Source organism: Streptomyces sp. T028 (genome assembly GCF_048159505.1).
GTDB lineage: Bacteria > Actinomycetota > Actinomycetes > Streptomycetales > Streptomycetaceae > Streptomyces.
The window spans coordinates 92,132-116,528 of the sequence record NZ_JBLRVZ010000011.1 but is presented as its reverse complement, the minus strand read 5'-3'; the positions used below and the strand labels follow the sequence as shown (position 1 = coordinate 116,528).

The window sequence follows — 24,397 nt, the reverse complement described above, 5'->3', positions numbered from 1 at the left end:
GTGACAGCCATCGGTCACACCTCCCGTTCCTCTGTTTTCTCGTACGCCGCTGTTCTCGTACGACTCCGTCTTCGTCGTACGACTCCGTCAGGCTAGGGACACCTGACGGAGGACGCCACTCGTTTTCTCTCCCTCTTCCCCTGCGGGGTGCTCAGGAGCCGGTGCACTCCTGCCCGTTGAGCGTGAAGCCGGACGGTGCCGTGTTGGTCTCCTGCCAGGAGGCGAGGAAGCCGAAGGTGACGGTGCCGCCCGCCGCGACGGAGCGGTTGTAGTCGGCGGCGGTCGCGGTGACGCGGGAGCCCTGCTGGGCGACGCTCGCGTCCCACATCTGGTCGACGTGCTGCCCGTCCCCGAAGGACCAGGCGACCCGCCAGGACTCCAGGGCGGTGGGCGACGTGAACGTCACGCTGGCCTGGAAGCCGTCCGGCCACTGGTTGACGAGCTCGTAGCGGACCTCGCAGACGGCCGAGTCCCCGGTCTCGCCGCCGCCGGCGGTGGCCGAGGAGGTGCCCTGGGGTTCGGGGTCGGGCTTCTCGTCGTCCGCCCCGGCGCCCGGCGTGGCGCTGCCGGAGGGCGCCGGGGACGCCGACGACGGCCGGGCGGTGGCCGAGGTCCCGGGCGCGGTGGAGGACGGCACGCCGGGGCCGGCCACCGGGCTGCTGTCCGTGGGGAGGTTCTGCGCGCCGGTGTCGGTGCCGCTGTCACCGCCGAACGGCATCAGCGACGCGGCCAGTGCCAGCCCCGAGACCAGGACGGCGGCGGCGAACAGCCCATGACGCCGCAGCCGCGCCTTGCGTGCGGCGGCCCGCTCGGCCTCGCCCTCCGGGTCCGGCGCGTCGGGGCGTCCGGCGCCGAGGCGGACCTCGGCGGCGCGTCGGCGGCGCTCCAGGTACGCGAGGCCGCCCCAGCCGATGACACCGCCGGCGAGCGCGGCGGGCAGTCCGCCGCCGTGCAGCCGCAGACAGGCGGCGGCCTCCGCGCACTCCACACAGGTGGCGAGGTGCCGGGAGAGGTCGTCGGGCGTGTCGGCGCCGGGCGAGCGGGTGACGGCGTCGAGCAGCCGGACGTAGGAGCGGCACTCCGCGCTCATCGGCGTGTCGAGGTGGTTGCGGTGGCAGCGGTCGCGGAACAGGCCGCGGACCGCGTTCAGTTCCTCGACGGAGGCGTCCGGGTCGAGGCCCTGACGGCGGACGACGGTGCGCAGCGGCAGCGCCTCCACCTCCGCCAGCCACAGCAGGGTGGCGTCCGACTCGCCCATGTCGCGCAGTCCGCGCAGGGCGATGGGGCGGCTCAGCGGCGGGCAGATGTAGCGCCAGGCCTTGTCCGAGTTGAGCCAGAGGCGCAGGTCGGGGTCGAGTTTGTGGCCCTGCCCCTCGGCCTCCCAGGCGGCGGCCGTGTTGCGTACGGCGGTCAGCAGCAGGGGGATCCGGGGCAGCCGGGAGGAGCGGCGGCCGGCACCTCGCACGGTACCGTCCTCGGCGGCGCGGGCCTCGTGTATGCCGAGCGCGAACGCCTCGCGGGCCAGCTGGTTGGCCGCGGTCGAGCCGGACGTGCACAGGTCCGCGTACGACAGGACGGCGTCCCAGCACTCGGAGAACAGCGCGGCCTCCGCGGCGTCCTTCGGGGTCGGCAGGTCGGGCATTTGTCTCCTGCATCCAAATGCGAGGTCAACTCACCATGACGGCAATGGAGTTGGGGGGAACCTCGCGGCAGGCACCGAGGATTTCACGTCTCTCACACAACTGACAAGCGCCCTGTTCAAATGTCATGTAAGGACGTCCTGACAGGCGACCGCACCCCTTCTCCGCCCTGAAGTACGGACGCGGGCCCCTCTGCGTTCAACTCCGGGCCGGCCTTGTGCTCAACTCCGTGTCGGCCCGGTGCTCAACGGCGGTGCCGGGACTATACGGCGGCCGTCTCCTGCGCGGGAAGACTGTCCATGAAGGAACTCACGGAGAACACCGCGCGGCCGGGTCCGGGCGGGCCGTAACCGGGGGGCGAGGACAGCCCGAACTCGTCCATCGTGGCGCGGTAGGCCTCCAGCAGACGGATGTGGTACTCCAGCGGCGCGCCCTGCGGGTTGGCCTTGCCGAGGGGGGTGGTCGGCTCCGGGCACCAGGTGGTGAAGCGGGGTGTGATGCCGTGCGACATGAAGAAGCGCAGGCCCTCGGTGGTCGACGCGATCGCCTCGTCGACGGTGGTGAAGCCGAACGGCTCGGCCATCTCCACGCCCGCCACGAAGTTGGGGATGACGTTGCGGGCGCCGAAGACCTCCGCGGAGTCGAGGATGCGCCTGTGCCACTCGTCGCGGCCGACGTAGCGCTCCTTGCCCGGGCAGTACAGCTCGAACAGCCGGCGGTCCCACACCTCGTAGTTGGGGTGGTAGATCTGCACGCCGTAGTCCTTGAACCGCTGCACGTCGTCGCGCGGCAGCGCCTGGGCGACCACCTTGCCGATCCAGCGGCCCGGGAAGCGCTCCTCGATGGCCTTGGCGTAGTGGCCGTAGAAGTCGGCCTCGTCGCGGCCTGCGACCGTCTTGGTGATGGCGCCGCCGGTGAGGGTGTAGGCGGTGGACGCCTTCGCGGTGTCGTACTTGTCGATGATCTCGAGGGCCTCCAGCACCTCCTCGACGTCCTTGACTCCGGTATACGGTCGACCGGCGGCCTTGTGCTGTCGCCAGTTGTGGTTGATGTCGCAGTACTGGCACTCCTCCTTGGCGCCGAAGTACTGGCAGACCCGGAAGACCGTCAGATAGATGAGGTAGCCCCACTGGATGGTCGGGGCGACCTCCATCACGGACTTCCCGTTCGACAGCTTGTGCCGGTAGTACTCGGGCATGGGCGGCACGCCGACGTCCGCGATCCGCCTGCCGTCGAGGTAGAGCCCGAGCAGCCCCTCGTCGTCGGCGGCCACCCGGTAGGGCGAGGCCGGGTTCACCCGCACGGACACGACCGTGCGCCTGAGGTCGTACGGCCCACCGGTCAGGATGATCTCCTCCGGCGGGCGGCGCAGCGCGGCCTCGCCCAGCTCGGGCAGGGTGCCGTGGTCGAAGGAGAAGATGAAGTACGACTTCGGTTTGACCTCGCCCGACTCGTTGTCGCTGAGGGCGGAGGCGTCGAAGGCCACTCCCCCGCGCAGCAGGTCCTCCTTGAAGACGGCCTCCCGCGGCACATGCGGAAACCGCTCCATCAGATCCTCGACCAGCGCGGTACGGCTGCCCATCCGTCTCTCCTCCCGGCTCAGGCGTACGACTCCTCACGGTATGCCCCCGGCGGCACGCGGGCTGGGGCGGGGGGTCTCGTGTTGCGGGCAAGGTAGGTTCGACCTGGGCATTCCGGGTTCTCGATCACCTCGAAAGGGGCGGGCAGTCGCATGGGCGGGACCGTGACGGACGGGGCGGGAAAGGACGCGGGCGGGCGGGACGCGGGCGGGCGGGGCGAGTCGGGGCGCGACAGGTCGGGGCCGGGCAGGTCGGCGGGCAGCCGGCCGTGGCGGAACTGGGCCGGAAACATCGTCTTCGCCGCCGGTGAGCTGCACCGCCCGGCCTCACCGGACGCGCTGCGCGCGCTGGTGGCGGGCAGCGGGCGGGTGCGGGTGCTGGGCAGCGGGCATTCCTTCAACCGGATCGCCGAGCCGGGCGCCGACGGGGTGCTGCTGTCGCTGGACGCCCTGCCGGCCGAGATCGACGTGGACACCGCGGCCCGCACGGTGCGGGTCGGCGGCGGGGTGCGGTACGCGGCCCTGGCCCGGCGGGTGGACGAGCATGGGCTCGCCCTGCCGAACATGGCCTCCCTCCCGCACATCTCCGTGGCCGGCTCGGTAGCCACCGGTACCCATGGGTCGGGGGTGCGCAACGGCTCCCTCGCCTCGGCGGTACGGGAGGTGGAGATCGTCACGGCGGACGGCTCGACGGTCGTGATCGGGCGGGACGATGAACGCTTCGGCGGGGCCGTGACCTCCCTGGGCGCGCTCGGCGTGGTCACCGCGCTCACCCTGGATCTGGAGCCCGCCTACCGGGTCGAACAGCATCTGTTCACCGAACTCCCCCTGGACGGGCTGGACTTCGAGACGGTGGCGGGGGCCGCGTACAGCGTGAGCCTGTTCACCGACTGGCGTGCGCCGGGTTTCCGTCAGGTGTGGCTGAAACGGCGCACCGACGAACCCCTCCCAGCGTTCCCCTGGGCCACGCCCGCCACCGAGGCACTGCACCCGGTGCCGGGCATGCCGGCGGTCCACTGCACCGAGCAGCTCGGGGTGCCGGGGCCGTGGCACGAGCGGCTGCCGCACTTCCGGGCGGAGTTCACGCCGAGCAGCGGGGAGGAGCTGCAGAGCGAGTATCTGTTGCCGCGGTCGGCAGCCGACGAAATGCTGTATGCGGTCGACGAGATCCGGGAGACGGTCGCCCGTGTCCTGCAGACCTGCGAAGTGCGTACGGTGTCCGCCGACGACCAGTGGCTCAGCCCGGCCCACGGCCGCGACACGGTCGCCGTGCACTTCACCTGGATCGCCGACACACCGGCCGTACTGCCGGTGGTGCGGGAGGTGGAGGCCGCGCTGGAACCGTTCTCCCCGCGGCCGCACTGGGGAAAGGTGTTCGAGATCCCGGTCCCCGCGCTGCGGGGACGGTATCCGCGCATCGGGGAGTTCGCGGCACTGGTACGGGAGCTGGATCCCGCCGGGAAGTTCGCCAACGCCTTCGTGCGCGACGTACTGGGGACCTGATCGCGCCACCCCGCGCACCACGGCGCGGCGGACTTTATAAAGCCCCTTTCCTAACCCCTTGTCGAACGTCCTGGCACGCCATAGCCTGTCGCCGCGCCGGTGCCGTCGCCGCTACCGGCCTCGGTGCCGGGAGGCGAAGGGAGCTCGATGAAGCGCGGCACATCACGGGACATCCGCACCGCGAACCGCTACGAGGTGCTGCGCCAGATCATCGCCGCCTCGCCCACCTCCCGGCAGGAGCTGGCGGCCGCCACCGGCCTGTCCCTCGCCACCGTCGCCACGCTCGTCGGTGAGCTGCTCGACCTCCGCATGATCACGGAGGTCGGGTTCGAGGACTCGGCGGGCGGCCGCCCCCGGGGCCTCGTGGCCGTCAACGCGTCGGGGGGCGCGTTGATCGGCGTCGACATCGCGGAGACGTACGTCCATGTCGAGCTGTTCGACCTGGCGCTGAACGTGCTGGCCCGCGCAGAGGAGAACATGCGCCCCGGCGAGAGCCGCCCGGAGCAGGTGGTCGGCCATGTCACCGCGGCCGTCGGCTCGGTGGTCGCACAGGCCGGGGTGGACGCGGCGCGGGTGCTCGGGGTCGGGGTGAGCGTGCCGGGGCAGGTGGACCGGAACACCGGCATCGCCGAGTACGCGCCCAACTGGGACTGGCACGACGTGCCGTTGCTCGATCTGCTCTCCGAACACATCGCGTATCCCCTGTACCTGGACAATCCACTGCGGGCGAGCGCGGTCGCCGAGCTGTGGTTCGGGGCGGCGCGCGGGCACGGTGACGCCGTCGTGGTGAACCTCGGCACGGGCGTGGGCGCCGGTCTCGTCCTGGGCGGCGGGCTGCACCGGGGCGTCAGCAACAGCGCCGGCGAATGGGGGCACACCACGCTCGTGCTCGACGGGCGGCTGTGCCGCTGCGGCAACCACGGCTGTGTGGAGACGTACGTCGGCGCGCTCGGGATCATGCAGAACCTGCGTGAACTCAGCCCGCAGAGCACCCTGTTGCACCCGGGCGACCAGACCGCCACCATCGACGCGCTGGCGGCCGGGGTCGCCGTGAGGGATCCGGACGCGGTCAAGGTCGTACGGGACACGGCCCGCTACCTCGGCGCGGGTATCGCCGTGCTGGTCAACGTGCTCAACCCCGAGGTGGTCGTGCTGAGCAGCTGGGTCGCGGCCCGGCTCGGCGAACCCCTCCTGGAGGAGGTGCGCGAGGCTGTCGCACGGCACGCGCTGAAACGGCCGCTGGCCGCCAGCCGTATCGTCCTCTCCCCGATCCCCACCGACCCGGTCTGTCTGGGTGCGGCGACGTTCGCGCTCGAAGGGGCGCTGCAGCGCGTCGGGCAGCGGAGCACCAAACGCACCACCCCGGCCAGGAGCCGCACCGCACCGGCCCCCTGACCACCCCCTGAACCGAGGGCCGCCGGCCCCTGACACCGGCGGCCCTCACCTCCCTTTCCCCGCGCCCGCGTTCCCCATGTGCGGGCGCTCCACACCCACGTCCCACGGCGTGTTCGGAAGCGTTCGTTCGCCATCCCGAACCGATCACAACGCTTCGAGCAGACTTCGTCCAACCCCTTGCCGAAGCCTTAGCCGAAGGTTAACGTCCCGCTCCGCGACAGGAATTGAGCCACCTGACGCAGATCCACCGAGCCGTAGCCGTACTTCGAGACAAGGACGTCCACCATGTCGGCAATGAGCAACAACTGGTCCCGCCGTTCTCTCTTCCGGGCCGCCGCGGGCATGGCCGCCGCCGGCACGCTCGCCGCCTGCGGCGGCAACAACGGCCGAGGGAGCAGCGGGGGTTCGGGCAAGGCCCTCACGCAGTACTTCCACGCCTATGGCGAGGCCGGAGTCGAGCAGGCCGTCAAGCGGTACGCGAAGGCCTACAAGGACGCGAACGTCACCACCCAGTGGATCACCGGCTCGCAGTTCGAGCAGAAGCTGTTCGCCGCGCTGCTCACCAAGAACGCGCCGGACGTCTTCGAGTTCCACCCGCAGATCCAGCTCGTCAAGAGCGGTCAGGTGGCTGACCTGACCGACATCATCGAGCCGGTCAAGGACGACTTCAACCCGGCCGACATCACGTCGCACACGGTCGACGGGAAGATCTACGGCGTCCGGATGATCGACGACCCGCAGTTCTTCTTCTACCGGCCCTCGCTGTTCGAGAAGGCGAAGATCGAGGTGCCGCAGACCCTGGAGGAGCTGATCGAGGCTGCCGCCAAGCTCAAGACCAGCAAGGTCAAGGGCGCCTTCCTCGGCAACGACATCACCCCGGTGCAGAACCCGCTGATCTGGTCGGCCGGCGCCGACACCCTCACCGAGGACCACAAGGTCGCCTTCAACACCGACGCGGTCGCCGAGGGCCTCAAGCAGCTGCGTGGCCTGTTCACCAGCGGCAACCTGCTCCTCGACGCCCCCGCCGACTGGTGGGACCCGTCGGCCTTCACCCAGGGCCTGACCGCGATCCAGTGGTGCGGCATGTGGGCCATGCCCACCATGCAGAAGGCGCTCGGCGACGACATCGGCATCTTCCCCTTCCCGAAGGTCGGTTCCGCGGGCAGGCAGTCGGTCACCAACGGCGGTTGGTCGATGTTCGTCAACGCCAAGGGCGAGAACGTCGAGGCGGCCAAGGAATACGTCAAGTGGCTGTGGATCGAGCAGAAGCAGTACCAGGAGGACTTCGCCACCTCCTACGGCTTCCACATCCCGCCGCGCACCTCCCTCGCCCAGTCCGCGACCAAGCTGAAGTCCGGCCTCCCGGCCGAGGGTGTGAAGCTCTTCAACGAGTTCGGCCACTTCGACAACATCGGCTGGACCCAGGCCATGATCTCCTCGATCAACGACGTGATGGCCAACTCCGTCCGTAAGGACGGCGACCCGAAGGCCCAGCTCGACGCCGCCCAGAAGAAGGTCGACGCCGAGCTGACGAAGCTGTTCGGTTAAGCCGCCGAACGGATCACGACATGTCGACCGCCACCCCGCGCAAGGTCGCCCAGCCCGCCCCGGCCGAGGTCGCAACGACCCGGCCGCGGCGGGGCCTGCGGGCGAGCAGCACCTTCAACTTCTGGCTCTTCACCGGGCCGTTCCTGATCGGCCTGATCGTCTTCGTCTTCGTGCCCATCGTCTGGAGCATCTACCTCAGCTTCTTCGAGGCACGCTTCACGGTCACGCCGAGCGAGTTCGTCGGCTTCGCCAACTACAAGCAGATCCTCACCGACACGGACTTCCGCAACTCCCTCGTCACCTTCACCGTGTTCGCCGCGTTCATCGTGCCCGCCACCTGGGGCCTCTCCCTGGGCCTGGCGCTGCTCGTCAACCGGCTGCGGTTCATGCGGGCGTTCTTCCGGTCGGTGTTCTTCCTGCCGACCGCGTGCAGCTACGTCGCCGCGGCGCTGATCTGGAAGATGTCCATCTTCAACGGCGTCCGCTTCGGCCTGGCCAACACCGTCCTCGGCTGGTTCGGCGTCGAGAACATCGCCTGGCTGGCCAACCCCGATCCGCCCTGGTACTGGCTGGTCATCGTGACCGTCCGGCTGTGGCTCCAGTCCGGCTTCTACATGATCCTGTTCCTCGCGGCGCTGCAGAACATCCCGCAGGAGCTCTACGAGGCCGCCGCCATCGACGGCGCCAAGCCGGGCTGGCAGACCTTCCGGCACATCACACTGCCCCAGCTGCGGGCCACGTCCACCGCCGTGATCCTGCTCCTGCTGATCGCCGCCTACCAGGCCTTCGACGAGTTCTACAACCTGCTCTCCAAAACCACCTGGGGCCAGCCGCCGCTGGTCGAGCTGTACAAGATGGCCCTGGGTGAGAACCAGAACTACGGCGCGGGCAGCGCGGGCGCGGTCGTGCTGACCCTGCTCATCTGCGTCGTCACCCTGCTCCAGGGCAAGATCATGGGCTTCGGAAGGGGTGAGGAGTCCAAGTGACCACCACGGCACCCGACCTCAAGAAGGCCACCAAGCCGGCCAGGGCCCGGCGTGGCGGCGGGGTCATCGGCAACACCGGCCTGTACCTCGCGACCGGCATCGCCGCGCTCCTCTTCCTGATCCCCTTCTATCTGATCGTCCGCAACGCCCTGATGACGGACCTGGAGATCACGGGCGAGGAATGGAAGTGGTTCCCGACCGACATCCAGTGGGGCAACATCACCGAGCCGTTCGACGACGTCACGGTGGACTTCGCCCACTCCATGTGGAACTCCGTGGTCGTCGCCGTCCTGCACACCTCGGGCATCCTCCTGGTGTGCTCGCTGGCCGGCTACGGCCTCGCCCGCATCCCGTACAAGCACGCGAACAAGGTCTTCTACGCCGTGCTGGTCACCCTGATGGTGCCCACGGCCGTCACCTTCGTGCCGAGTTTCGTCCTGGTGTCGTCCCTGGGCTGGGTGGACAGTTACCGAGGTCTCATCGTCCCGGGCCTCTTCAGTGGTTTCACCTGCTTCCTCTTCCGGCAGTACTTCCTGGGGTTCCCCAAGGAGCTGGAGGAGGCGGCACGAGTGGACGGGCTCGGCTACTGGGGCGCGTACTGGCGCGTCGTCGTACCGAACTCGCTGAACTTCTTCGCCGCGATCGCCACGATCACCTTCATCAACGGATGGAACTCCTTCCTGTGGCCCCTGGTCATCGGCCAGGACCCGAGCGCCTGGACGGTGCAGGTCGCGCTGTCCTCGTACATGACGAACCAGACGGTCAACTACCACCTGATCTTCATGGCCACCGCCATTTCCATCCTGCCCCTGCTGCTCGTCTTCCTCTTCCTCCAGCGCTGGCTGGTGCAGGGGATCGCACAGACCGGCATCAAGGGCTGATCTAGGAGACAGATGTCCTTCCGCACCACCAGCACCACCACCGGCAGCACGACGGCCTTCGACTACGTCGAGGACGTGTCGCCGGGCGGCGGGGCGCTCGCGCCCCGCGCCTGGTACGCGTCCTCGGACGCGAAGTCGCTTTCCCTGAACGGGGGTTGGCGCTTCCGCCTGTCGCCGACCGCGGACGCCGAGGACGACTCGTTCGCCGAGCAGGGGTACGACGCCGGGGACTGGGCCGAGGTCACGGTCCCCGGCCACTGGGTCCTGCAGGGCGAGGGCGCCTTCGGCGCGCCGATCTACACCAACCACCTCTACCCGTTCCCGGTCGACCCGCCGCGGGTGCCGACCGAGAACCCGACCGGCGACCATCTGCGGGTCTTCGACCTGCCGGCGGACTGGCCCGAGCTGTCGGAGGAGGGCGGCGCGGTCCTGCGGTTCGACGGCGTCGAGTCCTGCGCCCGGGTCTGGCTGAACGGGACCGAGCTCGGCGAGTTCAAGGGGTCGCGGCTGGCGCACGAGTTCGCGGTCGGCCATCTGCTGAAGACTGTGGACAATGTACTGGCGGTGCGGGTCCATCAGTGGTCGGCGGGCTCCTACCTGGAGGACCAGGACCAGTGGTGGCTGCCGGGCATCTTCCGTGACGTGACCCTGCTGCACCGGCCGGCGGGCGCCGCGCTCGACTTCTTCGTGCATGCCGCCTACGACCACGTCACGGGCGAGGGCACCCTGCGCGTCGACTCCGACGTCGACGGCCGGGTGACCGTGCCCGCTCTCGACATCGATGTCGCGACCGGGGAGACGGTCACCGTCCCCGTCGAGCCGTGGACGGCGGAGACCCCCCGGCTGTACGACGGCGTCCTCGCCACCGAGGGTGAGCGGGTGCCCCTGCGGATCGGCTTCCGGACCGTAGAGCTGGCCGACGGACTGATCAAGGTCAACGGCAGGCCGCTCCTCTTCAAGGGTGTCAACCGGCACGAGTGGCATCCGGAGCGGGGCCGCGCCCTCGGCCTGGAGACCATGCGCGAGGACGTGCTGCTGATGAAGCGGCACAACGTCAACGCCGTCCGCACCTCCCACTACCCGCCCCACCCCGCCTTCCTCGACCTGTGCGACGAGTACGGGCTCTGGGTCATCGACGAGTGCGACCTGGAGACCCACGGGTTCGTCGAGCAGGACTGGCGGGACAACCCCGTCGACGACGACCGCTGGACCCCGGCCCTCCTGGACCGCGCCGCCCGCATGGTCGAACGGGACAAGAACCACCCCTCGGTGGTGATCTGGTCCCTCGGCAACGAGGCCGGCACGGGCCGCGGCCTGACCGCGATGGCCGAGTGGATCCATGCCCGTGACACCTCCCGCCTCGTGCACTACGAGGGCGACTGGAACTGCCGCGACACCGACATGTACTCCCGTATGTACGCCTCCCACGAGGAGGTCGATCGGATCGGCCGCGACCTGGACGGTGGCACCCTCAAGCGGCGCCGGCTCCCCTTCATCCTGTGCGAGTACGCCCACGCCATGGGCAACGGCCCGGGCGGACTCGCCGACTACCAGCGGATCTTCGAGTCGTACGAGCGCGTCCAGGGCGGCTTCGTCTGGGAGTGGATCGACCACGGCATCCAGCACCCGACCCTCGGCTACGCCTACGGCGGCGACTTCGGCGAGGAACTGCACGACGGGAACTTCGTCTGCGACGGTCTGCTCCTGCCCGACCGCACCCCCTCCCCCGGCCTCACCGAGTTCAAGAAGGTCATCGAACCGGTCGCCGTCGAGGGCTCCGGCGACGGCACGGTCCGCGTCACCAACAAGCAGGACTTCGCCGACCTGTCGGCGCTGGCCTTCACCTGGTCGTACGAGGCCGACGGCGAGACGGTCGGCTCGGGCACGCTGCCGGTGCCCGCGCTCGCGGCGGGCGAGTCGGCGGACGTGAAGCTGCCGCAGCCCCCGGTGGACGTCCCGGCCGGCGCCGAGACCGGCTGGACGGTCCGCGCCGCGCTCGCCGAGGACTCCACCTGGGCGTCCGCCGGCCATGTGGTGGCATGGGGCCGACTGCCGGTCGCGGCCCGGGCCGTACCGTCGGTCGCCGCGACCGTCGGCCCGGTGGCCGAGGGGCGGCTGATCACCCTGGGCCCGGCCTCCTTCCACGCCCGCACGGGCGCGCTGCGCGCCATCGGCCCGGTGGAGGTGACCGGTCTGGGCCTGGACGTGTGGCGGGCCACCACCGACAACGACGACGGCGCGGACTGGCAGTCGAACACCCGCTACGGCACGCTCTGGCGCGAGTTGGGCCTGCACCGGATGCGGCACCGCCTCGACGCGGTGGAGCTCGGCGACGACGCGCTGACGGTGCGGACGCGGGTGGCGCCGGCGGCCCGCGAGGTGGGGCTGTCGACGGCGTACACATGGCGGTCGGACGGCGATCGCCTGCAGCTGACCGTCTCCGTCACCCCTGAGGGCGACTGGACCGTGCCGCTGCCCCGGCTCGGCGTGCGCTTCGCGCTGGCCGAGGCCGACGCGGTGACCTGGTTCGGCGGCGGGCCCGGTGAGGCGTATCCGGACAGCAGGATGGCGTCGACGGTGGGCCGTTGGCAGTCGACGGTGGATCGTATGCAGACCCCGTACGTCCGTCCGCAGGAGAACGGCGCCCGCGCCGACGTCCGCTGGGCGGAGCTCGGCGGCCTGCGCATCGAGGGCGACCCGGAGTTCTGGTTCACCGCCCGCCGCTGGACGAGCGAGCACCTGGACGCCGCCCGGCACCGCACCGATCTCACGCCGGGCGACAGGGTCTGGGTCAACCTCGACCACGGCCACCACGGTCTCGGTTCACAGTCGTGCGGACCGGGCCCGCTGCCGCGGTACTTCCTGAACGCGGCACCGGCGGAGTTCTCGTTCGTGTTCACGGCCACCGGGTGACCGACAGCCGACAGCCGACAGCCGACAGTGTTCGTATACCGGTCGATCGATTAATCGATTGACCATTTGATCGATATTCCGAGAATGTGAGGACCTCTCCCGCGGCCGTGCCGGCCCCCCGTCGGCCGGCCGCGCTTCACTGGAGGTTGAACGAGTGAGCGGCACCATCCAGGTGCGCGGTCTGTGCCGCACCTTCCACACCACCGTCCGCCGCCCCGGCTTCGCCGGAGCCCTGCGTTCCCTGGTCGACCCGGAGCGGGTGGCCAAGCACGCGGTCAGCGACATCACCTTCGACGTGGACTCGGGCGAACTCCTCGCCCTGCTCGGCCCCAACGGCGCCGGCAAGTCGACCACCATCAAGATGCTCACCGGCATCCTCACCCCCACCTCCGGCGAGGCTCGTGTCGCGGGTGTGGTGCCGTACGAGGACCGGGAGCGCAACGCCCGCAACATCGGGGCGGTGTTCGGGCAGCGCACCCAGTTGTGGTGGGACCTGCCGGTGCGCGAGTCGTTCTCGATCCTCCGGGACATCTACGAGGTGCCGAACGCCGAACACAGCGCCCGGCTCGCGGAGTTCGACGACCTCCTCGCGCTGTCGTCGTTCTGGGACACGCGGGTCCGGCATCTCTCCCTCGGCCAGCGGGTGCGCTGCGATCTGGCGGCCGCGCTGCTGCACGACCCACCGGTCGTCTTCCTCGACGAACCGACCATCGGCATGGACGTGGTGGTCAAGGAGCAGGTCCGCGAGTTCCTCCGGCACCAGGTCGAACAGCGGGGCCGTACGGTCCTGTTGACCACGCACGACATGACGGAGGTCGAGCGGCTCGCCGAGCGGGTGGTGCTGGTCAACCACGGCCGCCTCGTGCTGGACGGCACACTCGACGAGATCCGCCGCAAGTTCGGCTCCACCTGGCAGGTGCGGGCCACGCTCGCCGACCCGCACGCCGAGGTCGCCGCGCTGCCGGGGATCGCGGTGGTCCGGCGCGAGGGCGCGCGGGTGGTGTTCGGTCCGGACGGGTCCGCCGCGCCGACCGTGCACCAGGCGCTGAAGTCGGTCATCGAGCGGTACGAGGTGACGGACATCGCGCTGGACGAGGCCGATCTGGAGGACGTGATGCGGGCGGCGTACGCGCAGGCGGGGGACGCGTGATGGCCGTTCTGCACGCCTGGCGCACAGCCCGTGTCACTCCGCTCGGCGAACTCCACAGCCCGCCCCGGATGACGGCCGTGCTGCTGCGGCTGACCGTCCAGGTGGTCCTGGTCGCGTCCCTGTGGCATGGCCTGTACGCCCACACCGGCACCACGGCCGGGATGGACCGCGACCAGGCGGTGACGTACGCCGTACTGGCCGTGCTGGCGTCGCGGCTGCGGGAGTTGGACCAGTACACGGGGCGCGACACCGTGATCCAGCACATGCAGTCGGGCACGATCGTCTACTGGTATCTGCGCCCGCTGCCGCCCCAGCGGTACTACGCCCTGCGGGCGCTGGGCGAGCAGCTCTACGGGCTGGCGTGGGTGCTGGCGGGGTACGCCGTGTGTCTCGCGGCCGGGGTGGTCCAGCCGCCGAAGTCGGCTGCCGTGGCCGGGGTGTTCGCGCTGAGTCTGCTGCTCGGCCAGTGGATCCTGTACTACGTCATGCTCGTCATCGACCAGCTGTGCTTCTTCACCCTGCGCAACAACGCCGCGATGTTGATCCTCATCTTCGCGCAGAACCTGCTGTCCGGGGTGTACGCGCCGCTGTGGTTCTTCCCCGACTGGTTCGTGACCCTGAGCGGCTTCCTGCCGTTCCAGGCGACGCTGAATGTGCCGCTGTCGCTGTACGTGGGCCGTATCCCGCTGTCGGACGCGGGGTCCGCGCTGCTGGTGCAGGCCGCCTGGGTGGTGGCGCTGTCCCTGTTCACCCGGCTGGTGTGGCGGCTCGCCGCCCGACAGGTCATCTCCCAGGGAGGCTGACGCCTTGAAAGCCGTTCGTCTCGTGTGGCGGATCACCCGTCTGAACTTCCGTGCCCAGCTGGAGTACCGCACCGAGTTCCTGATGATGGTCGCGATCGGCGCCGTCTGGCAGGTCTCGGTGATCGTGTTCGCCACCGTGCTGCTGACCCGCTTCACGGGGATGGGCGGCTGGGCCACCTCGGACGTCCTGCTCATCCCGGCGACCCGGATGCTGGCGCACGGTCTGATGGTCCTCTTCCTCGGCCGTATGCACGGCGTCGGATACTTCATCCAGGAGGGCGGGATCGACGCCTGTCTGCTGCGGCCCATGCCGGTCCACCGCCAGGTGCAGTTGCGCTACTTCCCCACCAACGCCATCGGTGACCTCACCGTCGCGATCGGGCTGATGATCGGGGCGCTGAACCGCAGCACCCTGGAGTGGACGGCGGGCCAGGCCGCCTACCTGGTCGCGGCCGTGCTCGGCGGCATGCTCCTGGAGGCCGCCCTGTTCACCGCGCTCGCCTCCGCGACGCTGCGCTTCCCGGCCGCCGAGTACTGGAGCCGCTGGCTGGAGGAGCTCCTCGGCACGTTCGGCAGCTACCCGCTGAACGTGCTGCCCAGGGCCGTCGGCGGTTTTCTGACCTACGGCCTGCCGCTCGCGTTCGTCGCCTATCTGCCGGCCGCCGTCCTCACCGGGCACGGCCACGACACGGGGGTCCCGTACTGGCTGGCGGCGGCCTCGCCGCTGCTGGGCGTCCTGGCGTACCTGGCCTCCCGGCTGCTGTGGCGGTGGAGTCTCGGGCACTACACGGGAGTCAACGGATGAGAGCCTGTGTCATATCCCCGGTCGGATCAGCGCGCGGCGTCATGGGGGCCCTCCCGCGCGAGCGGAGCCGAGCGTGGGGGAGCGTGCGATCGCAAGGCGCCGGAGCACCCTCGATGGGGGTGCCCCCTCTGGGGGTGGGGGTACCCCCTCTGGGGGTGGGGGTCCCCCCTCTGGGGGAGTGCCAGGCGTCGCGCGCCCGGCCGGGGATATGACACAGGCTCTGCCCCCGCGACGCCGGCCACCGGTGCCTCACCCGCGCCCCGCGCCCCGTATCGGCGTCAGCAGGGCGGCCCCGGCCACCAGGACGCAGACGGCGCCCGCGACCAGCGCCACCGGTGCGGTGCCCCGGCGCTCCGCGGCCCAGGTCAGGACGGCGGCGCCGACCGGGGCCGCGGCGTACTGAATCGTCCAGAACGCGGAGGTCACCCGGCCCAGCAGCGGCTCCGGGGTCACCTCCTGGCGCAGGGACATCGAACAGGTGCCGGCGACGGCCGTGCAGGCCAGGAAGACGGCGGTGAGCCCGCCGACGACCGGCACCTCCCGGGCCCAGCCCAGTCCGGCGACCGCGAGGCCGCTCACGGCGACCGCAGCCGTCCAGGTCCGGCCGAAGCCCAGCCGGCGCCGGACCCGCGCCACCAGCAGGGATCCCGCGATGGTGCCGAGCGCCCCGGCCGCCATGACGGTTCCGACGGTGCCGTCGGCGTGGCCCAGGTCGTGTTTGAGGTGGTAGATCACCAGGTCGTTCAGACCGAGGGTGAGGAAGCTGAAGACGAAGAGCAGGGCGGTCAGCGTACGCAGCACGGGATGGCCGTACAGGAACGTCACCCCGGTCCGCAGGTCCCGCCACAGCCCGGCCCGTTCGGCCGGTACCTCGTCCGCAGGCCGCCGCCGGATCCGTACGACGGCCAGGCAGGCGGCCGAGACGCCGAAGCTGGCCGCGTCCACACCGACCGCGGCGGCCGGCCCCGCCCAGCCCGCGAGCAGGCCGGCGCACAGGGGTCCGAGGACGCCGGCTGTGGCGGCGGTCGCGTTGAGACGGCCGTTGGCCTCGGTGAGCTGCGCGGTGCCGACGAGTCCGCGTACGACGGTGACGTAACCGACCGCGAACAGCATGCCGACGGCCTCGCACACCGGCAGCACGGTGTACAGCAGCCAGATCCTCGGCCCGAACAGCCACACCAGCGGGATCAGCCCGTAGAGCACCATCCGGACCAGGTCGCAGACGATGAGGAGGCGCCGCCGGTCGACCCGGTCCACCACCGCCCCCGCGAACACGGCCGCCACCACCGAGGCGGCACCGCCGACCGCCGTGAGCAGGCCCATCCGGGCGAGGGAGCCGGTGGCCCGCAGGACCAGCAGGGGCAGGGCCACGAGCGCGAACGAGTCGCCGAGGAAGGACAGGGTCTGCGCGGCCCAGAAGATCCCGAAGTCCCGCTGCCGCCACAGGGGTTGGCCTCCGGAGTCGGGGACGGTCCGCCGCGAGCGGCCGCTGCGGGCCCGGTACGTCACGCGTCCCCCTCCCCCTGCGTATTCCCCGGCAACCTTACGTCCGTCTGCGGCGACCCAAGGGGGAAGCACCCGCATCGCCACTCCCCCACATCCCGAGGAGCCACCGTGCCGCACACCCCGGTGAACCACCGCCTTCGGCGCCGCTTCCTGCGTCCCGTCCCGCTCGCCGTCGCGGGCGCGCTCGTCGCCGCGGCGGCTGTCGCGCTGCCGCGTCTGACGCCCGAGGCCTCGGCCGCCACGACCCTGCGCGGGTACGCCGACGGGCGCGGGGTGAAGATCGGCGCGGCGGTCGGTGACACCCCGCTGACCTCCGACGCGTCGTACACCTCGGTCCTGGACCGGGAGTTCAACTCGGTGACGGCGGAGAACGCGATGAAGTGGGACGCCGTCGAGCCGGGCCGGGGCAGCTTCAACTGGGCGGCCGCCGACCGGCTGGTGGCGCACGCCGCCGCGCACAACCAGGGCGTACGGGGCCACACGCTCGTCTGGTACGCGCAGTTGCCGTCCTGGCTGAAGAACGGCAACTTCTCCGCGACCGAGCTGAACACCATCCTCAAGAGCCACATCGACACAGAGGTCGGCCGCTACAAGGGCAGGGTGTACGCCTGGGACGTGGTCAACGAGACGTTCAACGAGGACGGTTCGATGCGCGGTTCGCTGTGGCAGAACAAACTCGGCACCGGCTACATCGCCAACGCGCTGAAGTGGGCGCACGCCGCCGATCCCGCCGCGAAGCTGTACATCAACGACTACAACATCGAGGCGGACAACGCCAAGAGCGACGCCCTGTACGCGCTGGCGAAGCAACTCCTCGCGCAGGGCGTGCCGTTGCACGGCATCGGCTTCCAGTCGCACTTCGAGGTGGGCAAGGTGCCGTCGTCGATGAAGGCGAACCTGAGGCGGTTCTCCGACCTCGGTCTGGAGGTGTCGGTCACCGAGCTCGACATCCGCATCCCGCTGCCCGCGTCCTCAGCCGAACTCGCCCAGCAGTCCACCGACTACAAGACGGCGAGCGAGAACTGCCTCGGTGTGCCGCGCTGCGCGGGGGTCACCCTGTGGGGCGTCACCGACAAGTACTCGTGGGTGCCGGGTACGTTCAGCGGCTACGGGGCGGCTCTGCCGTACAACGAGAGCTACGCGGCGAAGCCGGCGTACACCGGGCTGTCGAACGGACTCAATCCGAACGCGTGAACGATCCTGGCCTGGCTGCGGGACATCACTCCGCGGCGCCCTCGGGGAGCGTGTACGTGATGACGCGCACGCTCCGGCTCCCGGGCGGCCACCGGTCCGCCTCCCGGGTCACGTAGGGCGCGAGGAGTTCCTCGACCGCCTCCCGCAGTCCGGCCAGTTCCTCGGGGGTGACGACGATCCGGGTGTTCAGCCCGTCGGCCCGGACCTCCCACTCCGGCTCCCCGACCCGGAACCCGGGGCCCACCGCCTCCCAGCGCCGCTCCCGGCGGTCCGTCCCGGCCTGGGCGTCCCGGACCAGCCCGAAACCGGCGAGATGGCGCAGATGCCAGCTGGTCACCGAGGGCGTCGCCCCGACGTGCGGGGAGAGCTGGGAGGCGGTGGCCGGCCCGTACCGCTGCAGCCGCTCCAGGACGGCCAGCCGCACGGGGTGCGCGAGCGCCCGCATGGCCTTGGGATCGGTGGGTTCGACATCGCCCGGACGGTTACCCGAATCCATGACGTGAGAGTGTCGTGTCACAGTGCCCGAGAGTCAACTCGCGGACCGAACACGCTGGTTGAGGAGGCCCTCGCGGCCACCGGGTGAAGGGGACCGACCCCCCTTAGGATTTCTCCTGCACTGTCCAGGCCCGAGTACCCAAGGCGGTCCCCCATGCCCCGAGCCGGCCTCACCGCCGACCGCCTGGTCGCGGCCGCCGCCGAACTGGCCGACGAGGCCGGCGCCGACGGCGTCACCCTCTCGGCTCTGGCCCGGCGCTTCGGCGTCAAGGACGCGAGCCTGTACTCCCACGTCAAGAACCTCAGGGACCTGCGGATACGGCTCGCGCTGTTCGTCGGCGGCGAGATGATCGACCGGATCGCACCGGCCGTCGCCGGGCTCGCCGGCAAGGACGCCCTCGCCGCCTTCGCCGGGGCCTACCGGGAGTACGCCCTCCAGCACCCCGGGCGGTACGCGGCCGGGCAGCTCCGTATCGACCAGGACGTCGCCGTCGACTCCGCCGCGCTGCGCCGCACCGCCGAGATCACCCACGGCATGCTCCGCGCCTACGGCCTCGCCGAACCCGACCTCACCGACGCCGTCCGTCTGCTGCGCAGCACCTTCCACGGGTACTGCGCGCTGGAGGCAGGCGGCTCGTTCGGCGCACCCCGGGACGTACAGCGGTCGTGGGAGAAGGCGATCGACGCGCTGCACCTGGCGCTGACGCACTGGCCCCGCGAGGAGGCCTGACCCGGCTCCCCGCGCGGCGGCCTCAGTCCGGCGGGCTCCCGGTGCCCAGCGCCTGGACATCCCCGTACGACGGTGTCCTCCCCCGGGGCGTACGCCCTTCGCGGATCTCCGTCACCGTCTCCAGCGCCGCGCCGAGCGCCGCCGGTACAGCGGCGAGCCCAGGCTGACCCGGCGCACGCCCGGATCGGCCGGCCGGGGGACGGTCGGGCAGACCGGCGAGTAGAGGATGTCGAGGGGGGCGTCGAGGCGGGAGACGAGGTCGGCGATCGAGGCTGGGATCCCGGCCCTTCGGCAGCGGCCGAACCGTGGCCGACGCCGGGACCGGGCCGCTCAGCCCGCTGCCGTGGCCGCCCGCTCCCCCTCGCTGCGCTCCACGCAGAACTCGTTGCCCTCCGGGTCCGCGAGCAGGGCCCACCCGGTGCCGTCGGGCCTGCGCATGTCGGAGACCAGCGTGGCGCCGAGGGCGAGGAGCCGCTCGACTTCCTCTTCCCGGGTGCGGTCCTGCGGCTGGAGGTCGAGGTGGACCCGGTTCTTGACGGTCTTGGCCTCCGGCACGGTGACGAAGAGCAGGCCCGCGCCCTCGATCAGCGCCTCCTCGTCGCCGGGCTTGTCGTCCTCGTGGCGGGGCAGGCCGAGCACCTCGGACCAGAAACCGGCGAGGGCGTAGGCGTCGGAGCAGTCGATCGTCACATGGCGGATGGCAGAAGTCATGCGGGGATTGTTGTGCACGCCATGCCACGCGGCAACGCAGTAACCCCCCGTGGAAACCCCCACGGAACGCCGCGCGCGGCCCGCTGCGGAAGCCGCGCGAGGCAAGCGCGGGAATTCTCTTCCGTCACGGCAACCCTTTCCCGCCCCGGTGGCAACAACAGGCCATGACAACTGCACGACGCACAACGCGCCACCGCCGCATCCGCGCGGCCCGCAAGCCCGCGATCGGCGCCCTGGCCGCCGCCGGGGTGCTCGCCGGCGCGTGGTACGCCACCGCCGGGGCCGCGACGACCACCGCCTCGAACCTCACCCCCACCACCACCGCCGTGGCCCTCACCGCCAAGTTCCCCTACCTGTCGGCCGGGTACAACAACACGCGCGAGTGGACGCGGACGACGACCGCGGCGGCCCCCAACGGCACGTTGCGGGTGGCCTGGCCCGCCTCGGACGGCATCCATGTCACCCCGCTGACCGCCGCCGGGAAGCGCTCGGGCGCGGACACGGTCGTCAAGGGTGCCAAGGAGGTCGGCGGCCTGGTCGCGCACAACAACGGCTTCGCGCTGCTCACCCGCGTCTCCGACTCCAACAAGTGGAAGGAGACGGCGGCCGCGATCATCCGGTACACGAACGGCAAGCAGACCTTCCGCACCAAGCTCACCGGCACCGCGTCGAACGACACGGCCCCGCTGCTCGACGGCCAGCTCACCTGGAACGGCACCAAGTACGGTGCCTACTTCGTCGTGCACGGCGCGGGCGGCTTCGCCGACGGGCACTACGGCGACAAGCTGACGTACATCAGCGCCAAGGGCGCCAAGCTCAGCGGCGGCTGGGGGTGGGGCTGCAGCCACAACGAGGGCATCGCGCTGCACGCCGAGACGACCGGCGCGTTCACCTCCCTGTGCTTCGACGACTGGCGCTCCGGGCTGTTCGTCTCCACGAAGATCGGCGCCCCGGACGTCGCTCCGGTCGTGCAGCGCGAGCAGTGCTGGGCCGGTTACTGCGGCGGTACGTTCCCGGGCCGTACCGGCGACCTCGTGAAGTCCTCCACCGGCCGGTACGCCACCGCGTTCGCCTCGCGCGGCGCCGCCTCCGCGAAGAAGAACCCGGACGACTCCAGCGGGCGCGGCTGGACCGTCAAGCCGAAGACCAGCACCCACCAGGTCGCCGTCGCCTTCATGAAGAACCGCAACTCCGGCCCCGGCAAGGCGGTCTACCTCACGAGCGCGGCCGGCACGGAGAACGTCAACGTCCACATCGCCCCGTACGGCAAGAACCGGCTGCTGCTGTCCTGGGAGTCCCTGAAGAACGCCAAGTGCTCCTCCGGCACCTGCACCGGCACCTTCACCGGCACCCATCTGCGTCTCATCGACTGGAACGGCAAGTTCCAGAGCGCGGACAAGGTGGTGAGCACCCGCATCACCGGTGACATCGCGGTCCTCAAGGACGGGACGCTGACCTGGGCGTACGCCCCGGTGACCCCGACGTACGCCAAGCCGCTCAACGGTGCCTCGCCGACCACGAAGACCCTGCGGATCGCCCGCCTCAAGCCCTGACCCGTACGGCGTCCCCCGACAGGGTCACCCGGACCTCGGGGCCACCGCTCCAGCGCACCCGGATCCCGTCCGGCCCCTCCGCCCGCACGGAAACCGTCTCCTCCAGGGGGACGGTTTCCGGCGCGGCGGTGAGCCGGGCGAGCGCGACGAAGAGGGTGCCGCCGTCTCCCGTGGTACCGGTGAGGGAGCCGTCCAGACCGTGAACCGGGACGAGTTCCGCCCGTACGCCGTCGCCGGCCGCCCAGCCCGTCACCCGCACGGACGTCCCCGGCTCCGCCCCCTCCACGCGATGCGCCCGCACCTCCGTCGCCCCGCGCGCCAGCACGACGCTGGTGACCCGGGCCCCGCCGCCCGCGGTGTGCCGCGAGGCCACCCAGCCGTCCCCGGCGCCGAGCGGCTCGATACCCGTACGACTCGGGTCTCCCCCGACGATCACACTGTTGTCGTACGACGGTGAGGGCGCCGATGTGGGCGCCGGTGGGGGCACCGTCACCGTCGAGTACGCCAGCCGGGTGTAGTACGGGTCGTAGCGGACGTCCTCGCTGCCGTGGTTGTGCAGCCTGACCACGCCGTCCGCACGCGTCGACTGCAGCAGCCAGTTGGGCGCGGCGACCGGTGTCACCGCGTCCTCCCGTTCCGCCGGGCCCGGCTCCTCCGCCGCCGTCCACACGTCGTGGTCCGGGGGCAGCAGCAGGCCGAGGAAACCCTTGCTCGCCCAGTAGGGGGAGGCGGGACCCGAGTAGCCCTGGAGGACGGCGGGGTCGGGGCCGTGCCAGCCGAGGGTGAGCAGCCCGCGTTCGTCGACGGCGCCCCGTTCCAGGAAGTACTTCAGGGCGCCCGAGGCCAGTCGGCGTGTCTCGCCGGGCGGCAGCGGGGTGTGGCCGGTGAGGGCGCCCAGCCACAGGGGGGCGGTGGTCGCGAAGCGGTAGGTGAGGGAGCGGCCCTGGTGCATGGGGGCGCCGTCGCCGCCGAACAGCCGGGCGTAGTCGGCGAGGTGGGCCTCCAGCCGACCACCGTATACAGACAGCAGTCGACTGTCGTCCGCGAGCCATGCGTGCAACACCGGATACAGGTGCATCGCCCAGCCGTTGTAGTAGTCGTACTTCCGGCCGTCGCCGTCCGTGTACCAGCCGCCGCCGACGTACCACTGCTCGATCCGCTCCAGACCGCGGTCGATCGCCTTGCCGGACGCCTCGGTCTCGTGGCCGATCTCCTGGAGGAAGCCGCCGACCGTGACGGGGAACAACTCCCAGTTGCAGGGCCAGGGTTCGGCGGTCAGCGCGTCGCCGAGCCAGTCCGCGGCCCGCTGCCGTACGGCGTCGTCCAGCCGGTCCCAGAGCAGGGGGCGGGTCAGCCGCAGCGCGAGGGCGATCGACGCGGCCTCGACGAGCGGCTGGCTGCGGTCCTCGATGCGGGGCCAGACGCCCGAGACACCGGCCGCGAGTCCGTCCGCGTATCGCTGCAGGGCCGTCTCGTCGCGGCGGAAGGCGGCCAGCAGCAGGGTGCGGGCGTATCCCTCCAGTCCGTCGGAGAGGCGGCCCGACCAGCTCTGCCGGTCGCCGGGGAAGTGGTAGAGGGCCTGGTCCTCGGTGGCGTACGGCTCCACCGCGGCGAGCAGGGCGTCGGCGGCCGCCTCCCAGTGGGCGCGGGTGTAGCCGGTACGGGGGCTGAGGACGGGGTCGGCGGGCGGCAGGTGCATCGGCGTTTTCTCTCTCGGCACGCGGTGGGTCGGGACCTGGTGGGACCTGGTCCCGTAGGGGTCAGGCAGCCCTGGGGGCGTCCCGGTTCCGGTCGGGGCGCCCCCAGGAGTTCATCCCACCCGCACGGTGCCCCTGGGCACCAGGTGCTGGGCGACGAGTTCGTCGCGGACCAGGCCCGCGTAGACCGTGGCTCCGTACACGGAGGTGTGCGTGTTGTCGCGTTTCTCGTTGTACAGGTAGAGCACCTTGGAGCCCTCCACGCCCAGGGATTCCACCAGCGCCTTGGTGCTGGCGGTGAGGTCGATCAGCGGTACGTCCTGTTCGGCGGCGACCGAGCGGATCACCGCCGGGTGGTCCACGCCGAGTCCGTTGACCAGCAGGGCCGTCGGGTTGTTCAGCGTGCCGTCGGCGTTGAACCAGCGGCGCACGATCGGGGTGACGAGGACCGGCCTTCCGCCCTTCTCCCGTACCCCCGCCACCAGTGTCCCGAGGTTCGTGCGGTACGTCACCTCGTCGGTCGTCTTGTCGTTGTGCGCGAGCTGGATCAGGACCGGGTCGCCGGGGCGGATCAGCGGCTGGACAGTGGCCCACAGTTGCGGGTTCTGCAGGTAGGTGACCGTACTTTCCCCGGAATCCGCGTAGTTGGCGACGGAGGCGCCCCTGCGCAGGTACTGCGGCAGTTCCTGGCCCCAGCCGGTGTAGGGCTCGCCGGGCTGGTCGCACACGGTGGAGTCGCCGACGAGGAAGATCTGCCGGGCGTGCCGGGCGGGGGTGACCCGGATGTCCGCGAGGGCGGGTGCCGTGCCGCCGAGTACCAGGTCCAGTCCGGGGGTTCCCTCGGCGCCCGTCGGTTCGCCCTCCGGCGTACGGACGTTGACGGTGAAGCTGCGGACGACGTGTTCGCCGGCCGGGACGGCGGTCTCGGCGAGCAGCGCCCGCCGGGTCTCCCCGCTGACGGAGGTGCTGGAGTCGGCGTCGCCGCCGAGGACGACCCGGACGTCGTAGGTGCCGGGCGGGACGTCGAAGTGGCAGGCGCCGGCGGTGCAGTGGTCGATGCCGAGGGGCGCGGGACGGTGCTCGTGCGCCCGGGCGGAGGCGGGGACGGCCGTCAGGACGGCGGTCAGTGCCAGCGCCGCCGGCAGGGCGATGTTGAAACGTCTCACTCGGGGCTCCTCCGTCACGGCGGCAGTCCTGGCGGCTGGACCGTACCGCCTTCGGCAAGCGCTTTCTAGATCCTGTACCGATTTCATGAGATTGCCAACCTCCCGCGAGTGAAAGCCCTTTCGCGAAATCGATTCAACTGTC

19 protein-coding genes are annotated in these 24,397 nt (G+C 71.0%); 12 read left to right on the top strand and 7 right to left on the bottom strand.

What is annotated here, in order from left to right:
• Positions 1–151: 151 nt before the first annotated feature.
• Both ACLZN2_RS11805 and ACLZN2_RS11800 read right to left on the bottom strand, forming a co-directional pair.
• Positions 152–1,642 carry a cellulose binding domain-containing protein gene (locus ACLZN2_RS11805; RefSeq protein ID WP_416978346.1) on the bottom strand — a complete coding sequence of 497 codons (1,491 nt, stop codon included), beginning with the start codon at positions 1,640–1,642 and terminating at the stop codon, positions 152–154.
• 260 nt (positions 1,643–1,902) lie between these two features.
• Positions 1,903–3,222, bottom strand: coding sequence for a radical SAM protein (locus ACLZN2_RS11800; protein WP_416978345.1), 1,320 nt, complete (start codon positions 3,220–3,222; stop codon positions 1,903–1,905).
• Between the two features lie 150 nt (positions 3,223–3,372).
• Between ACLZN2_RS11800 and ACLZN2_RS11795 the strand changes: the two genes are divergently transcribed.
• From ACLZN2_RS11795 to ACLZN2_RS11755, 9 genes are all read left to right on the top strand, one after another.
• Positions 3,373–4,722, top strand: coding sequence for an FAD-binding protein (locus ACLZN2_RS11795; RefSeq protein WP_416978344.1), 1,350 nt, complete (start codon positions 3,373–3,375; stop codon positions 4,720–4,722).
• 147 nt (positions 4,723–4,869) lie between these two features.
• Positions 4,870–6,117 carry an ROK family transcriptional regulator gene (locus tag ACLZN2_RS11790; RefSeq protein ID WP_416978343.1) on the top strand — a complete coding sequence of 416 codons (1,248 nt, stop codon included), beginning with the start codon at positions 4,870–4,872 and terminating at the stop codon, positions 6,115–6,117.
• Positions 6,118–6,402: 285 nt separating this feature from the next.
• A complete protein-coding gene (locus tag ACLZN2_RS11785) occupies positions 6,403–7,665 on the top strand; it encodes an ABC transporter substrate-binding protein (RefSeq protein WP_416978342.1) in 1,263 nt (420 codons plus the stop codon).
• Between the two features lie 20 nt (positions 7,666–7,685).
• A complete protein-coding gene (locus ACLZN2_RS11780; protein WP_416978341.1) occupies positions 7,686–8,651 on the top strand; it encodes a carbohydrate ABC transporter permease in 966 nt (321 codons plus the stop codon).
• A complete protein-coding gene (locus tag ACLZN2_RS11775) occupies positions 8,648–9,532 on the top strand; it encodes a carbohydrate ABC transporter permease (RefSeq protein ID WP_416978340.1) in 885 nt (294 codons plus the stop codon). The genes ACLZN2_RS11780 and ACLZN2_RS11775 overlap by 4 nt, the downstream gene beginning before the upstream one ends.
• 12 nt (positions 9,533–9,544) lie before the next feature.
• On the top strand, positions 9,545–12,445 hold the full coding sequence (locus ACLZN2_RS11770; protein ID WP_416978339.1) for a glycoside hydrolase family 2 TIM barrel-domain containing protein: 2,901 nt from the start codon (positions 9,545–9,547) through the stop codon (positions 12,443–12,445).
• Between the two features lie 154 nt (positions 12,446–12,599).
• Positions 12,600–13,595, top strand: a complete 996-nt coding sequence (locus tag ACLZN2_RS11765) for an ABC transporter ATP-binding protein (protein WP_416978338.1) — start codon at positions 12,600–12,602, stop codon at positions 13,593–13,595.
• Complete coding sequence (locus ACLZN2_RS11760; protein ID WP_416978337.1) at positions 13,595–14,398, top strand: ABC transporter permease; 804 nt, start codon at positions 13,595–13,597, stop codon at positions 14,396–14,398. Before ACLZN2_RS11765 ends, ACLZN2_RS11760 begins: the two co-directional genes overlap by 1 nt.
• Before the next feature lie 4 nt (positions 14,399–14,402).
• Positions 14,403–15,203, top strand: coding sequence for an ABC transporter permease (locus tag ACLZN2_RS11755; protein ID WP_416978336.1), 801 nt, complete (start codon positions 14,403–14,405; stop codon positions 15,201–15,203).
• Between the two features lie 249 nt (positions 15,204–15,452).
• Here ACLZN2_RS11755 and ACLZN2_RS11750 read toward each other — a convergent pair whose 3' ends face one another.
• Positions 15,453–16,712 (bottom strand): MFS transporter, encoded by a 1,260-nt coding sequence (locus tag ACLZN2_RS11750; protein ID WP_416978335.1) that lies wholly within the window; start codon positions 16,710–16,712, stop codon positions 15,453–15,455.
• Positions 16,713–16,817: 105 nt separating this feature from the next.
• On the opposite strand from ACLZN2_RS11750, the gene ACLZN2_RS11745 reads away from it, so the two are divergent.
• Positions 16,818–17,903, top strand: coding sequence for an endo-1,4-beta-xylanase (locus tag ACLZN2_RS11745; protein WP_416978334.1), 1,086 nt, complete (start codon positions 16,818–16,820; stop codon positions 17,901–17,903).
• Between the two features lie 25 nt (positions 17,904–17,928).
• Here the strand turns inward: ACLZN2_RS11745 and ACLZN2_RS11740 are convergent, their stop codons facing one another.
• Entirely contained in the window at positions 17,929–18,399 is a 471-nt protein-coding gene (locus ACLZN2_RS11740) for an ArsR/SmtB family transcription factor (protein WP_416978333.1), read from the bottom strand.
• A 153-nt stretch (positions 18,400–18,552) separates the two neighbouring features.
• On the opposite strand from ACLZN2_RS11740, the gene ACLZN2_RS11735 reads away from it, so the two are divergent.
• Positions 18,553–19,128 carry a TetR/AcrR family transcriptional regulator gene (locus ACLZN2_RS11735; RefSeq protein ID WP_416978332.1) on the top strand — a complete coding sequence of 192 codons (576 nt, stop codon included), beginning with the start codon at positions 18,553–18,555 and terminating at the stop codon, positions 19,126–19,128.
• A 330-nt stretch (positions 19,129–19,458) separates the two neighbouring features.
• On the opposite strand, the gene ACLZN2_RS11730 is transcribed toward ACLZN2_RS11735, so the two are convergent.
• Positions 19,459–19,839: a VOC family protein gene (locus tag ACLZN2_RS11730; protein WP_416978331.1), complete on the bottom strand. Its 381-nt coding sequence runs from the start codon at positions 19,837–19,839 to the stop codon at positions 19,459–19,461.
• 164 nt (positions 19,840–20,003) lie between these two features.
• On the opposite strand from ACLZN2_RS11730, the gene ACLZN2_RS11725 reads away from it, so the two are divergent.
• Positions 20,004–21,392 carry a hypothetical protein gene (locus ACLZN2_RS11725; RefSeq protein WP_416978330.1) on the top strand — a complete coding sequence of 463 codons (1,389 nt, stop codon included), beginning with the start codon at positions 20,004–20,006 and terminating at the stop codon, positions 21,390–21,392.
• Here ACLZN2_RS11725 and ACLZN2_RS11720 read toward each other — a convergent pair.
• Together ACLZN2_RS11720 and ACLZN2_RS11715 are read right to left on the bottom strand one after the other, a co-directional pair.
• Positions 21,382–23,091: a DUF2264 domain-containing protein gene (locus ACLZN2_RS11720; RefSeq protein WP_416978329.1), complete on the bottom strand. Its 1,710-nt coding sequence runs from the start codon at positions 23,089–23,091 to the stop codon at positions 21,382–21,384. The two genes, ACLZN2_RS11725 and ACLZN2_RS11720, sit on opposite strands and share 11 nt — an antisense overlap.
• A 111-nt stretch (positions 23,092–23,202) precedes the next feature.
• Positions 23,203–24,255 carry a rhamnogalacturonan acetylesterase gene (locus ACLZN2_RS11715; protein WP_416978328.1) on the bottom strand — a complete coding sequence of 351 codons (1,053 nt, stop codon included), beginning with the start codon at positions 24,253–24,255 and terminating at the stop codon, positions 23,203–23,205.
• Positions 24,256–24,397 lie beyond the last annotated feature (142 nt).